The organism is Larkinella insperata (genome assembly GCF_026248825.1).
Lineage (GTDB): Bacteria > Bacteroidota > Bacteroidia > Cytophagales > Spirosomataceae > Larkinella > Larkinella insperata.
The window spans coordinates 2813705-2827462 of record NZ_CP110973.1 but is presented as its reverse complement, the minus strand read 5'-3'; the positions used below and the strand labels follow the sequence as shown (position 1 = coordinate 2827462).

Genomic DNA, 13758 nt, shown 5'->3' with positions numbered 1-13758 from the left:
ACCCGGCAAATAACATATCCTGTTGATTTGCCATGAGCTTAGACTCCTCCAAGTTTCTTTACGAAGCGCTTACCTACGACGACGTTCTTCTTTTGCCTGCCTTTTCGGAGGTACTTCCCCGCGATACTCAGACAACGACCCAACTCACCCGCAACATCCGGCTGAACATTCCGCTGATTTCGGCGGCTATGGATACCGTGACGGAATCGGAACTGGCGATTGCGATGGCGCAGGAAGGTGGTATCGGAATTATCCATAAAAACATGAGCGTCGAAGCGCAGGCCGAACAGGTTCGGAAGGTGAAACGTTCGGAAAGCGGCATGATCATCGACCCGATTACACTCACGGAAGGTGCCACGCTGTCCGACGCCCACCAGATCATGCGGGAAGCTAAAATCGGCGGTATTCCCGTCGTGGATGCTTCCAATAAACTGATCGGTATCCTGACCAACCGTGACCTCCGCTTCCAGACCGAATTGTCAAAGCCGGTTACGGAAATCATGACCCGGACAAACCTGATCACGGCCCGGGAAAAAATTACGCTGGAAGAAGCCGAGAGCATCCTGCAAGAATACAAAATTGAAAAACTGCCGATCGTCGATGCGGATAACCAACTCGTTGGGCTGATTACCTATAAAGATATTCTGAAGAAGAAGAATCACCCCAACGCCTGCAAGGATGCCCTGGGCCGGTTGCGCGTTGGAGCCGCCGTTGGTGTAACCCCCGACCTGATCCGCCGGATTGAAGCCCTCGTGAAAGCCGGCGTCGACGTAATCAGTGTGGATACCGCCCACGGTCACTCGCAAGGCGTTATCAATGCCGTTCGGGATATCAAGGAGCGGTTTCCGAAGCTGGATGTCATCGCCGGAAACGTTGCCACAGGCGAAGGAGCCAAAGCCCTGGCCGATGCCGGTGCCGACGCTGTAAAAGTGGGTGTCGGGCCGGGCAGTATCTGTACCACCCGGATTATTGCCGGTATTGGAATGCCGCAGTTAACGGCCGTGTACGAATCGGCTAAAGCCCTGAAAGGCACCGGTGTTCCGGTTATTGCCGACGGCGGTATTCGTTTCTCGGGCGACATTACGAAGGCCATCGCGGGCGGTGCGTATACGGTGATGGTGGGTTCCTTACTGGCCGGAACCGAAGAAGCGCCGGGCGAAGTGGTGCTTTACGAAGGGCGCCGGTTTAAAACTTACCGCGGTATGGGCTCGGTTGAAGCAATGGAAGAAGGATCGAAAGACCGTTACTTCCAGGATGCCGAAGATGATATCAAAAAGCTGGTGCCGGAAGGAATTGTTGGCCGGGTACCCATCAAAGGCCGGGTCGCCGAAATTATTTATCAGTTGGTCGGCGGCTTGAAAGCCGGAATGGGGTACTGCGGAGCCAAAGACATCGAAACGCTGCACGACGCTAAATTCGTAAAAATCACATCGGCCGGGGTTCGCGAAAGCCACCCGCATGACATTCAGATTCAGAAGGAAGCCCCGAATTACTCGTCCCGTTAATCAATTGTATCTACGGAAAAAGACCCATTTTGCACCGTATTCTTGGATATGCAAAAATACGAGTGCATACTTTTTCCGTAGGTACATAAATTTCGTTTATATTGTGCAACATTATCCGGTAGTTTTTCAAAGCAGGCAATAAAAACCAGCTTTGTCCGTTTATGAGGAAACAGTCGCACACGATATACGAAGTTACCGTCCACTACGTTGGCTCTCTCAATGCGCTTCGCCAGCGTGAACCATTTACCGTTTTTTTCTCCAATCTCAAAAAAGCCGTTGAAACAATCGTTGGGCAACTGGCGCTGAACGGCTGGCCCATCAAAGTGAATTACACGGCTGTTTACCGAAGTCTCAAACAGCGCGGCACCTATCAATGTGATTTTGACGTAGCCGGAGCCAAAGTTTTCCGCATCCGAATCGTTCCCCAAACCCTGAATCCTGTTCTGACAACGATGGGAATTGACGAAAAACCCGCCGAACCTACGCGTAAAAGATAGTCTTCATCGAATCGCCTGCTCAGTCGCTGCATCGAAAAAATGGCACCTGCCGCAATCCCAGAATAACTCAACCGGCTGCCCGAATGCCAGGTTCTGTTCCGCCGAAAGCCGGGCAATAAACCGCTGGCCTTCCACGGGAAAATAAGCCAGCGTTTCGCTCCCCATATTTTCGACGGCTTCAACTGTAACGGTTTGCCGGTGAGACGCCCGGTCGGCAAACGGCTGGTGGCTAATGTGTTCGGCCCGGATGCCCAGCACGACGGCTTTCCCCCGATACGGCTTCAATACCTCAGCGCGGCCGGTTTCCGATAAATCGACCAGTACCTGACGGTTTTCGCTTTCAAACCGCAACTCATCCTCCTCCGTAATCCGGCCCTTCAGAAAATTCATGGGGGGCGTTCCGATAAACCCAGCGACAAACTGATTGACCGGTTCGTTGTACAGATTCAGGGGCGTATCGTACTGCATCACGTCGCCGTTGCGCAGAACCACGATCCGGTCCCCGAGCGTCATGGCTTCCACCTGATCGTGCGTTACGTAGATCATTGTGGCCTGTAGCTCGCGGTGCAGCTTCTGCAATTCAATGCGCGTTTGCCCCCGAAGCTTAGCGTCCAGGTTACTCAATGGTTCGTCGAAGAGAAACACCTGCGGATTGCGAACAATGGCCCGGCCAATGGCGACGCGCTGCCGCTGACCACCCGACATATCCTTGGGCTTACGCTCCAGCAGATTCTCGATTTCAAGCATCCGGGCCGCCTTCGTAACCCGCTCCCGAATGTGCTCCTTCGGTATACCGCGCAGTTTGAGGCCAAACGCCATGTTCTCGAAAACCGTCATGTGCGGATATAGGGCGTAGTTCTGAAACACCATCGCAATGTCGCGCTCGCTGGCCGGAATGTCGTTAACGCGCCGGTTACCGATGTACAGATTACCGTCCGTGATGGCTTCCAGTCCCGCAATCATCCGCAACAAGGTCGATTTGCCGCAGCCCGAAGGTCCGACCAGCACCACAAATTCTTTGTCCCTGACGTCGATGCTGACGTCCCGAATCACGCGCAAATCGCCCGTATAGGCTTTGGCGATGTGTTCTAGACGGACTTCTGCCATAACCTATTTGTATTTTTCTAAAAGTTGAAGCGCTTCCGGATACTTCTCCAGACGCTGAAACGCCCATAACGCTTCGATTGTTGACTCAGCACCGGAATTCCGGTTAACGTCCGTGGCCGACGAAATACCGTCGTAACAGCGCCCGGTTGCCGGATCGTACATTTTGACATTGGCCGGATTAGCGCCCAGAAACCAGCCTGCCAATTGCGCGGACAACTCCAGATACCGGTTCTCGCGCGTCTGCTCATACGCTTCCAGCGCGGCCCAGACCATCGGGCGAACTCCGTACGCGATCTGCGCAAAACGGGATATTTTGTTGGCCATGATATCGCTTCCCTTCAACGCCCCTTCAAAAGACTCCATAAAACCCTGATTGAGCAAAAACGGGTAAAAATGGTCGATTTCGCGCCGGGCCACCTCCGTCCAGACGGGTTTGTTCAGGGCTTTTCCGGCCCGCAGCAAAGCGTAGGCCTGATCGCTTCCGTAGGCATGCCAGATGTTTTCAAAACTCAGAATGGCACCGTACGGAAAACGCTCCGCACCGCCCTGCTGCATGATAACAACTCCTTCACCCAGCAATTCAATCAGCTTCACAACCTGCGGGTCAGGCGTTTGCTGGTGGTAGTTGAGCAAACCGAGCATCATGATGGCGGCCTGGTCGGTGCCGGACCCGTAGGGCAACCACTTGGGCACTTTCAGACCCTGGACAAAATTCATTTCCATCGGTTTGTTACCGAAGTCCCGAACCATTACCGTTACCAACTTCTGATTTGCCGTCTGAATCCGGGTGGCCAGGGCGGCATCGGCTTTCTGATAATACGGATACGCTTCCGTCAGGAACCACAACGCCCGCCAGGACCACCAGTCTGGCCGATTAACGCTAGTCTGAAAGGTTTTATTGATGGTGCGATCCGGCCACAAAAAGTTGTAGAAGTAGCCGTTTTCCGACTGCAACTGAAGCACGAACTCCGTCATTTTCCGCAGCTTATCCTGCTTCCCGGTGTTCGTCGCCAGATCGGGTTCTTGCAGGACGAGCAGGGCAGCCCGGGCCACGTCGTCGATGCAGGTGAAGCCTTCATCTTCGTCGGAAATGAGTTCATAATTGGGGGCATTGCTGTAGATGGCTACGGTTCCCACCTCCGCCCCATTCGGTAACGTATGGGTTTGGTAAAGATGATCCAGATGGGCCAGGTTGACCCAGCGATCGGCCGACGTCCCAGGCTCCGAGGTAGGCGATTTCTTACAGGAAAAGGCCAGCAGCAGACACTGCATCAGCAGCAATCCAACCGTTACATGTCGTTTAATCATTCGATCTTTTTTAGCTAAATCCGTACACTCAATCTTTCAGGCCCGACGACGCCATGCTGCGGATGAAGTGCCGCTGGAAAAATAAATACAAAATAACGATCGGAACCGCCAGCATCACGGCCGCGGCAATCTTCACACCCAGTTGCCCCTCGGCCCGACCGCCCACCGAAAACAGCGTCACCAGTTGCGGCATGGTCATCGTGGGTTCATCGCGAATCACGATCAACGGCCAGAGCGCTTCGTTCCACAAACCCATGAAGGTCAGAATGGTAATGGTTAAAACCGTCGGCAAGATGTTGGGAAACAGAATCTGGAAAATGATGCGCAGTTCTCCGCAACCGTCCAGCCGGGCGGCATCGATCAGCGCCTGCGGTAACCCCATAAATGCCTGCCGAAACAACAGAATTGACAGGGAGTTGAGCGCAAACGGCACGATCAAGGCAAAATACGTATCGACCCAGCCCAGCTTAACCATCGTGATGTAATTAGGAATGAGCGTAATCTGGAACGGCAGGGTCATGGTGAAAATAATGAGGTAAAAAATCAGATTTCGTCCCCAAAACCGCAGCCGCGCCAGCGCATACCCCGCCATTGCGCCGGAAACCAGCACCAGCCCCGTTGTGACTACGGCCACCAGCACACTGTTCAGGAAGGCCCGGCCCAGCGGTATTTTTGAAAAAACCGTCACGTAATTGCTCCAGGTAAACTCCACCGGAAAAACCGTCAGCGTGCTTAGTCCGCGCTCCGACGAAAGCGATGCGCTCACCATCCAGATAAACGGATAGATAAACGAGGCAGCCGCCAGCAGGAGCAAGATGTATCGAAGCGTTCGGGCCATCAGTTTTCAGGATTCCTGTTCAACATACCGTTTCTGAATCGCCACCACCAGCAGGATCAGCAGGGCAAAAAAGAAGCCCAGCGTAGCCGAATAACCCATGTGGTAATACTGGAAAGCCTGCCGGTAAATGTAAAGAACCGCCGACAGGGTACTGTTCATGGGTCCACCCTCGGTCATGATGTACGGTTCGATAAAAAGCGAAAAACCGCCGATGGTCGACAGCACAACGACCGTGAAAATGGTTGGGTTGATCATCGGCAGGGTAATGTAACGAAACTTCTGCCAGGTCGTTGCCCCTTCCAGCTCCGAAGCTTCGTAGTACTGCACCGGCACACTTTGCAAACCGACCAGAAACAGAATAACGTACAGACCCACGTTTTTCCAGGTTGCCATCACCGCAATGGAATACATGGCCACGCCCGGATCGTCGAGCCAGGCGACGCGCGGCAGGCTGATGGCGGTCAGCATCCGGTTGAGCATTCCCAGGTTATAGCCCAGAAGTTGCTGCCACAGGATGGTCACTACCACGCCCGACACGATAACCGGCAGAAAAAAAGCCGCCCGGAAAAACGCGGCTCCCCGAATGGTCCGGTTCAGGAGTTCGGCCAGGAATAGCGCGATGCCGATCTGCAACGGAATGTGAATCAGCAGAAATCGCAGGGTGTTGTAAATCGCCTGCCAGAACTGCCGGTCTTTGAAAAGCCGGGTGTAATTGGCCAGCCCCACAAATTCCATTGGCGAGATAATGTTCCAGCTATGGAAGGTCAATACCACCGAAAACACAACCGGAAACGCCACAAACACCGCAAAATGCAGGATGTAAGGCGCCACCAGCCCGTACGGTATCCATTTGTCTCTTTTTGTCATGGTTAACCGGTTATTTCTCGAAGTGGAGCAAAGGGAGTCAAGCGGAGTTCTTAATTACGTTCTCCGTTAAACTTTCTTTTCTCCGCTTAGCTCCGCGAAACAACTTTTTATCTCTCTTAATTTCCCAGCAGCACGTCCACGGCCTGCGCTGCGTCGCGGATGGCGTCTTCGGGTGTTTTTTTATTGTAAATCACGCAGGCTTCGTATTCCTGCGAGATGATGTCGAACACTTCCACAATTACCTCGCTGTTGTCCACCCCTTTAATGTATCGCGTCTGGCGGGCAAACGGCATCAGAAGCGGATTCTTTTGGAGGAAAGCCGCGAAATACGGGTCGGCATCCAGGTTCTTCCGGCGCGGAAACTGGCCCGTCAGTTCCATCAGTCGCAGATCGCCGGGCTGGTCAATGAGCGTTCGGACAAACTCCCAGGCCGCCTGCGGATCGCGGCAGGTGTTGAAAATAACGATGTTTTTCGGATCGCCGTAGGTATAAACCGGCCCCCGGTGGTTATCCGGTACGGGCATGGCAAACGTCCCGTACGCGAACCCGGGATCTTTGAACTTTTCCAGAAACCCCACCGTCCAGGGTCCCGTAAACTGCGTGGCAATGGTTTGCGCCAGAAACGGGTCGCGGGTCGCCGAAAGCCGCTCCCGGGCGAAATAATCGCGTTTGTAGAGTTCCTGCAGAAACCGAAAAACCCCGACGGCATGCCGGTTGTTGAACACCGCCCGGTTGTTAACAAGCAGCGGAGCGCCGTTGGAAGCCGCCAGGTACAGCGGGTAAAAATTAAAAAGCCGCTGGTACCAGATGGGCTTCACCTCCGTATACCCCAGCCACTGGTCGGTGTAGCCATCGCCGTTTTTATCCTGCTTGAACTGCCGCCCGGCTTCCAGGTAGGTCGCGTAGGTAAACGGGGGTTCAGCCGCGTTCCATTTGTCCAGCGCCCGCGTGTTGCAGATCGTCATGATCGGGTTGACCTTCCAGGGCACCTGGTAAATGTGGCCATCCGACGAGGTGATTTCGGCGATCATGCTGCTGTCGCAACGCGTGTCTAGAAACTCCCGAAAACCCTTCAGCGTATCGAGCGGCACCAGCACACCGGCTTTGGCGTACATCTCGACGCTGCCCTGCCACATGTTGGCGTAAATATCGGGGGTGGTTTTGCCCACCACCGACGCCAGAATGATTTCTTCGCTCGACTGCCCTTCCGGAATGGGCTGGTAGCGCAGCGGTTTGTCGGGCCGCGCTTTCTGCCATTGTTCCGTCAGCTCCTTCGCAAACGCAATCTCCCCGGCGTTATTCGAGCACCAGAAGACCAGCGACTGGTCCGTCGGGCGGCTCTCGCAACCGCCGAGCAGCATCACAATCAGAAGAAGAAATCGAGTGTTTTTTCTCATGGGAACAACTATTTCGCAGCGTTGAGCGGAGTTTTACGGAGTTGAACAAAGACTCTGCTTGACTCCGTAAAGCTCCGCTCAACGCTGCGAAACAACTCTTTTTTATTGTCCTTTTTCAGCCGTGTAGATCGATTTGACCTGCGTGCTGCTCAGGGCTACGTTGTAGATGCGAATATCGTCCATGTCGCCGGTGAAGAAGCCGCCCCACGGCCCGTAGAAGTTGTTCCCGTCCGCATCGTCTTTTTCACTGTTGTTGTACAGGTTGGTTGGCAGATCCTGACCAATAGTCATGTTGATGGTATTCTTAACTGCGGCCAAATCTCCAGTCACATCCGGCCAGCTTTTAATCAGCGTTCCGTCGATGTAAAAACTCATATCACCGGATTTGTAAGTAACCGCAATGTGGTACCATTTGCCCTTATCCAGCGTAACGGTTTCATCGTCTTTATCTTTGGGACCGGCTGTGGTTTTAACCGTAAAGAATACTTTGTTAGCTTCCTGCAACTGAACTTTGAAACCATTCCAACGGTTCAGGGACAACAGGTAATTGCTGGGGCGTATCGAATCGCTTTTCACCCACATGCTGATGGCAATTTCTTTCGCCGGGTTCAGCGATGAGTTATAAGGCACTTCAATGTTACCGCCCTTGTCAAAGTGGTACGCCTTGGCGTCGGCCCCAAAACGGTCTTTCGTGGGCGTAACCGTACCAGCGCCCCAGATTGCACTACCGGTTTTGATCGTTCCGTTGTTATTTTTCCCGGATGCGTCGTTGGCGTTCCCGTCAAATTTGTAATAGGCCACTAGGTTGGCGGGCGCAATCTCCTGCACCTGCTTGCTCAGGAACGTTGTCCAGGCCTGGCCCAGGTTCACGTACGCGTTGTTAACAGCGGTCTGGGTGGTAGCCGCATCGTTGTTAACCGTCCGGGCGTTGTCAATGGCGGTTTTGAAGGTGGCTTTGGAGCCGGCTTCGTACTGCCCCACGGCGGTTCCTTCCACGGCCGCATCATAAACCGCGCTGGTACTGTCCAGCCGGGCCTTCAGTTTGGCTTTATCCACCGACGGTGCCGACGGTTCGTCATTATCAGTTTTACAGGATTGGGCAAAGGTCAGGACCATCAGAAGAGCGGCCAGCCCCCAAAATAACTTGCGGATTGCAAACGGAGTCTTTTTCATAAAAATTGGCTACTGATTTGGATTATTAAATAGATAAAATTCAAAATTTCAAGCCCTTGTTGGTGTCCCGCTCACTCTGCGGAATCGGAAAATACCGGCTGGTAGCGTACTGGAACGACGGCTTGTCTTTCAGCGCATTTTCCGCGTATTCCTTGCCCCAGCGCATCAGATCATAATACCGGTGAAATTCAAAGCCCAGTTCGACGCGCCGTTCGTGGTAAATGGCTTCGCGCAGGGCCGACTGATTCGTAATCACAATGTTGGGCAGCAACCCGGCCGGAACCGCCGTGGAGTCGAGGGTGGAATCGTGCAGGTAACTTTCGCGCGCCCGTTTCCGCACCTGGTTCAGAAAAGTCAGGGCTTCGGCAGAGCGGCCCAACTCGTTGAGGGCTTCGGCCTGCCAGAGCAGCACGTCCGCGTACCGGATCATCACGTAATTCAGGTTGCCGTCCGCTTTAGTGCTTTTCGACACTTCCGACAGCGGCTGTACGTGTTTTTTGTTCAGGTAACCGGTGGGCGACCAGGTTGGGTCGTAGGGCGTGCCGTCGATCCAGGGTTTGCCCGCCCGGGCCACGGTATAATCGAGCCGGGGGTCTACTACACCCGCGCTGGTTTTCTCAAACTCGGCCACGAAATCGGGCGTGGGAGCATTAAAGAAGTAGCCGTTTTCGTTCTGGCGGGGCGCAAACCACTGGTTCAGACGGTTTCCCATGAACGGAACCTGATTGGTCAGGTGCTGGACCGAGAAAATGGCTTCCTTGTTGTTCTTGAAATTCTGGTCAAAATTCTGGCGGTATACCGGCAGCAGTTCGTAGTCGCCAAGGGCCTGCACCTGCGCGGCTGTTTCGGCGGCTGGCTGCCATTTTTTCTGGTACAGATAGGCTTTTGCCAGCAAAGCCGTAGCCGCGCCTTTGGTAGCCCGGCCTACGTCCGAACCCGAGTGGGCGGCTGGCAGGTTTTTGATCGCTTCGGCCAGGTCAGCTTCAATCACGCGGGTGTAAATCTCCTCGACCGGCGACTGCGCAATCTGTAGTTCTTCCGGATTTTTCGGTTCGAGCAATACCGGCACCGGTCCGTAGGTGTTGACCAGGTAGAAGTAATACAACGCTCGCAGAAACCGTGCTTCGCCCAGAATCCGGTTTTTAATGTCGGCGCTCATGGTAATGCCGGGTACTTTCTGCAGTACGATGTTGCAGCGGCTGATGCCCTCGTACCACTCCCCCCATTGCGATTCAACCGCGCCGTTGCTCGGAAAAATCTGGAAATCGTCGATCAAACCAATGTCGGCCTGGTCGCCCGGATCACCGCCTTTGGCGGCATCGTCGGAGGCTACATCGCCGAAAACCCACAGCCGGTTGCGGTCGGTCGAAAACGCCAGCGGCACGTAGGCGGCATTCATTGCCAGCACGGCCTGTGCCTGCGTCTGGTAGAAGGCCGATTCGGGGTAATCAGCCCGGACTTCTTCGTTCAGAAAATCGCTGCAACTGCTGGTCATTCCCAGAAAAGCCGTTGCTATTATCAGAGCTTGAATTCGCTTCATACGATTTTGTTCGTCAGAAGTTTACGTTTAAACCGATCATGTAAATCTTGGCCGTGGGGTAGGTTCCCCAGTCGATTCCGACGGCTACGTCGCCCTTGAACGGCTCGTTGTTCACGTTGTTGCTGGTCTGCATTTCGGGGTCCAGACCGGGGTACTTCGTGAACGTCAGCAGGTTCTGCCCGCTCACATACACCCGCGTGCTGGACGAACCAAACCTCTTGCTCACTTTAGCGGGCAGCGTGTAACCGATCTGCAGGTTTTTGAGCCGGGTGTAGGCCCCGTCTTCCAGGAAGCGGGTGGAAGGTTGTTTGTTGTTGGCCGACCCTTTCCACGACACCCGCGGCTGGGTATTGCTCGTGCCCGGCCCCGTCCAGTGCTCGTCGACCACCCGTTTGGTGATGTTGAAAGCGCGGTAAAAACCTTCGATGTCGGTGGCAACCTGGTAATAAATTTTATTGCCCGATACGCCCTGGAAGAACGCCGACAGGTCAAATCCTTTCCAGGCGAGATTTGCCGTTAAGCCGTACAAAAGCGTCGGAATCGGGCTGCCCACGTGCGAGCGATCCTGCTGGTTGATCAACCCGTCGCCGTTGATGTCTTTGAATTTCACGTCGCCGGGGCGAATGGTGTTGCCCTGAAATGCGCTGGTGAAAATGTCGGCTTCGGACTGGAAGATACCTTCCTGCTGGAGCAGGTAAAACGAACCGATGGGGTAGCCCGGCTCGGTCAGCGTGGCAAACACCCCATTGTCGATGCGCCCGCCGGGAATGGGCCGCCCGTCGCTGAGCGAGAGCAGCTTGTTTTTGATGAACGACACGTTGGCGGTGACATCATAGCTAAATTCGCCCTTTTTATCCTGATAAATCAGGTCCAGTTCCAGCCCCCGGTTTTCCACTTTTCCGGCGTTGACGTAGGGCGCTCCGGCGGCTCCGCCCGACTTCGGTACCGGCACCGGAATCAGCATGTCGGAAGTGGTTTTGATAAAATAATCGGCGGTCAACTGGATTTTGTTGCCCCAAAAGCCGGTTTCCAGGCCAATGTCGGTTTGCGTCGACGACTCCCATTTAACGTTTGTGTTGCCCCGGCTGACGATGGTGTAACCCGGCGTATTCTGCAGCGGATCGCCCAATGGATAGTTGTAACCGCCCGCTACAATCGAAGCAAACGGGTAATTGCCAATGTCCTGGTTACCCAGCTGCCCGACGCTCGCCCGCAGTTTCAGCTGCGACATGACGCCGGATAACGGCTTGAAAAAGTTTTCCTGGTCGATGTTCCAGCCTACTGAACCGGAAAAGAACGTTCCGTACCGATTTTGTGCCGAGAACCGCGAAGACCCATCGCGCCGGATGTTGGCCGTGAACAGGTACTTGTTGTTATAGGCGTAGTTGACCCGGCCAAACAGCGAAAACAACGCCCAGCGCGAATCGCCTTCGAAGCTGGTTTTGCCCGTCGGATCAATGCCCCGGCCGAGGTAGCGCAGGTTTTCGACCTGATCGATGTAGTTGCGGTCGGAGCCGCCGATGGTCCGGCTAACGTTGTGAATCGCTTCCGTCCCGACCAGCACCGAAAGGTCGTGCACGTCGTTGAATACGCGACTGTAGGTCAGCGTGTTGTTCCAGTTCAGCGTACTGATTAACGCCACCTGATTGGTCAGCGAAGCCGGGCTGTTGATGCGTCCGTTCGTCCCCCAATTTTCGTTGAAGACTTTCCGGTTAATGACGTTCACATCCAGACCGCCGTCCGAGCGAAACCGCAGGTTCCGGAGTACCTGCCACTCACCAAACAGGTTTCCAAACACCCGGTATTGCCGCTCTTTGTTGTCCTGCTTCTCGGCCAGCCCAACGGGGTTATAGCCATCGCCGTACAGCGCCGGACTCGACGGCAGATCGGTATAATTACCGTTCTGGTCGTAAATTGGGATGGCGGGCGACCGGAACAAAGCGTACCGAACAATACTTCCGCCGTTGCCGCCGTAGCCATCACCCGAACTTCCCACAATGTTGCGGTCGGAAAAAGTCAGGTTCAAATTGGTCCCGACTTTCACTTTTCCGGCAATGTCGGTATCGATGCTGGTCCGCAGGCTGTAGCGTTTGTAAGCCGAATTCAGAATAATCCCTTTCTGATCGAAGTAGTTGCCCGACAGCAGGTAGTGCGATTTTTCGTTGCCCCCGCTGATCGACAGCTGGTAGTTCTGAATCATGGCCGGGCGGAAAATAGCCTTCTGCCAGTCGGTATCGGCCAGTTGAGCATCCGCCGGAATCGGTCTTCGCTGCAGGCTGGGGTTATCCACACCCACGTTGTCGTTTTCCACCGATTCGTTAAAAATCCGGACGTACTCAGCGGTGTTGGCCATCGGAATCAGCCGCCCGTGCTGCTGAACGCCCGCGTAGCTGTTGAAGGCAATGCGCGGAACCCCGCTGCGGCCGCGTTTGGTCGTAACCACAATCACCCCGTTGGCCGCCCGCGACCCGTAGATCGCCGACGACGACGCATCTTTCAACACCGACATACTTTCAATATCCGCCGGGTTCAGAATGCTGAAGGGATCTTTGGTCGGCACGCCGTCGATGACGAACAGCGGACTGTTGTCGTTGATGGTCCCGACCCCGCGAATCCGCACGGCCACGCCCTCACCCGGTGCGCCCGTCGACTGCGTGACCCGCACCCCGGCGGCTTTTCCCTGAAGCGCCTGGTCGATACCGGCCACCGGTAAGCGGTCAATATCTTTGGAGGAAATGGTCGAAACCGCGCCCGTCAAGTCCGCTTTTTTCTGCGTCCCGTAGCCCACCACCACCACTTCCGACAGGGTTTTATCATCCACCGCCAGCGTGACATTCACCGTCGTGCGGTTACCGATAACAGTCTCCTGCGTCAGATAACCGATAAACGAAAATTGCAGGGTACCGCCGTTGTCGGGCACGTTGATGCGGTATTTTCCTTCGACGTCGGTGGTGCTGCCGACCGTCGTGCCTTTCAGGACGACGTTGACGCCCGGCATCGGCTCATTTTTCTCATCGACCACCTGTCCCGAAACCGTCTTTTCAATCACCATCGGTTCAAGCGACGCGGTTAAATTGGTTTCCGGACGGCTCAACCCCGTGTTTGCACTGCCGGATTTAACCCCCGCCGGTTCGGACAATTTCTTTTTGAGTACAATCATGCGGTTGCCCACTACTTCGTACGTCACCTGAATTGGGTCGAGCAACGTACTCAGAATCGTACCCAGCCGCTCATTTCGAACGTTGAGGCTCACCCGGCGGTCGGCGCGGACGATTTCGTAACTGTACGCAAACGTTACATCAGCCGCCTTCTCCACGTGTTGCAGAACAGCTTCCATCGGCTGGTTCGCAATTGTCAGGCTGATGGGTCGTTTGAGCGGGTTTTGGCCGGAGGCAGGTCGCGCCAGCAGACCATTGACCAGCCCCATCAGCAGGAAAGCCCCCGCCAGCACGGTTCCCAGCCATCGCCCTCGGATTTCAGGAAAGGAAAGTATGCGTTTTTTCATGTCACTAATGGGTGGTTACAG

10 protein-coding genes are annotated in these 13758 nt (G+C 54.7%); 2 read left to right on the top strand and 8 right to left on the bottom strand.

Going from position 1 to position 13758, the window contains the following annotated elements; genetic code table 11:
• The first annotated feature begins 32 nt into the window (after positions 1–32).
• Together guaB and OQ371_RS11450 are read left to right on the top strand one after the other, a co-directional pair.
• Positions 33–1505: an IMP dehydrogenase gene (gene guaB, locus OQ371_RS11455; RefSeq protein WP_265993903.1), complete on the top strand. Its 1473-nt coding sequence runs from the start codon at positions 33–35 to the stop codon at positions 1503–1505.
• 161 nt (positions 1506–1666) lie between these two features.
• Positions 1667–2002, top strand: coding sequence for a hypothetical protein (locus OQ371_RS11450; RefSeq protein WP_265993902.1), 336 nt, complete (start codon positions 1667–1669; stop codon positions 2000–2002).
• Positions 2003–2005: 3 nt separating this feature from the next.
• On the opposite strand, the gene OQ371_RS11445 is transcribed toward OQ371_RS11450, so the two are convergent.
• The 8 genes from OQ371_RS11445 to OQ371_RS11410 all read right to left on the bottom strand — a co-directional run bounded on the left by OQ371_RS11445 (position 2006) and on the right by OQ371_RS11410 (position 13737).
• The gene (locus tag OQ371_RS11445; protein WP_265993901.1) at positions 2006–3109 is read right to left on the bottom strand and encodes an ABC transporter ATP-binding protein; all 1104 of its coding nucleotides are present in this window, start codon (positions 3107–3109) and stop codon (positions 2006–2008) included.
• 3 nt (positions 3110–3112) lie between these two features.
• Positions 3113–4417 carry a hypothetical protein gene (locus OQ371_RS11440; RefSeq protein WP_265993900.1) on the bottom strand — a complete coding sequence of 435 codons (1305 nt, stop codon included), beginning with the start codon at positions 4415–4417 and terminating at the stop codon, positions 3113–3115.
• Between the two features lie 28 nt (positions 4418–4445).
• A complete protein-coding gene (locus OQ371_RS11435) occupies positions 4446–5255 on the bottom strand; it encodes a carbohydrate ABC transporter permease (protein WP_265993899.1) in 810 nt (269 codons plus the stop codon).
• Between the two features lie 6 nt (positions 5256–5261).
• Entirely contained in the window at positions 5262–6122 is an 861-nt protein-coding gene (locus OQ371_RS11430; protein ID WP_265993898.1) for a carbohydrate ABC transporter permease, read from the bottom strand.
• Positions 6123–6238: 116 nt separating this feature from the next.
• Positions 6239–7519, bottom strand: a complete 1281-nt coding sequence (locus tag OQ371_RS11425; protein ID WP_265993897.1) for an extracellular solute-binding protein — start codon at positions 7517–7519, stop codon at positions 6239–6241.
• Between the two features lie 102 nt (positions 7520–7621).
• Positions 7622–8692 (bottom strand): LamG domain-containing protein, encoded by a 1071-nt coding sequence (locus tag OQ371_RS11420; protein ID WP_265993896.1) that lies wholly within the window; start codon positions 8690–8692, stop codon positions 7622–7624.
• 40 nt (positions 8693–8732) lie between these two features.
• Positions 8733–10232 (bottom strand): RagB/SusD family nutrient uptake outer membrane protein, encoded by a 1500-nt coding sequence (locus OQ371_RS11415; protein WP_265993895.1) that lies wholly within the window; start codon positions 10230–10232, stop codon positions 8733–8735.
• Between the two features lie 13 nt (positions 10233–10245).
• Positions 10246–13737, bottom strand: coding sequence for a TonB-dependent receptor (locus tag OQ371_RS11410; protein ID WP_265993894.1), 3492 nt, complete (start codon positions 13735–13737; stop codon positions 10246–10248).
• Positions 13738–13758: the final 21 nt, after the last annotated feature.

Coding starts and splice junctions, on each gene's coding strand:
- OQ371_RS11410 (WP_265993894.1), bottom strand. CDS start 13,737: ATGAAAAAACGCATACTTTCCTTTCCTGAAATCCGAGGGCGATGGCTG.
- OQ371_RS11415 (WP_265993895.1), bottom strand. CDS start 10,232: ATGAAGCGAATTCAAGCTCTGATAATAGCAACGGCTTTTCTGGGAATG.
- guaB (WP_265993903.1), top strand. CDS start 33: ATGAGCTTAGACTCCTCCAAGTTTCTTTACGAAGCGCTTACCTACGAC.
- OQ371_RS11445 (WP_265993901.1), bottom strand. CDS start 3,109: ATGGCAGAAGTCCGTCTAGAACACATCGCCAAAGCCTATACGGGCGAT.
- OQ371_RS11450 (WP_265993902.1), top strand. CDS start 1,667: ATGAGGAAACAGTCGCACACGATATACGAAGTTACCGTCCACTACGTT.
- OQ371_RS11425 (WP_265993897.1), bottom strand. CDS start 7,519: ATGAGAAAAAACACTCGATTTCTTCTTCTGATTGTGATGCTGCTCGGC.
- OQ371_RS11420 (WP_265993896.1), bottom strand. CDS start 8,692: ATGAAAAAGACTCCGTTTGCAATCCGCAAGTTATTTTGGGGGCTGGCC.
- OQ371_RS11430 (WP_265993898.1), bottom strand. CDS start 6,122: ATGACAAAAAGAGACAAATGGATACCGTACGGGCTGGTGGCGCCTTAC.
- OQ371_RS11440 (WP_265993900.1), bottom strand. CDS start 4,417: ATGATTAAACGACATGTAACGGTTGGATTGCTGCTGATGCAGTGTCTG.
- OQ371_RS11435 (WP_265993899.1), bottom strand. CDS start 5,255: ATGGCCCGAACGCTTCGATACATCTTGCTCCTGCTGGCGGCTGCCTCG.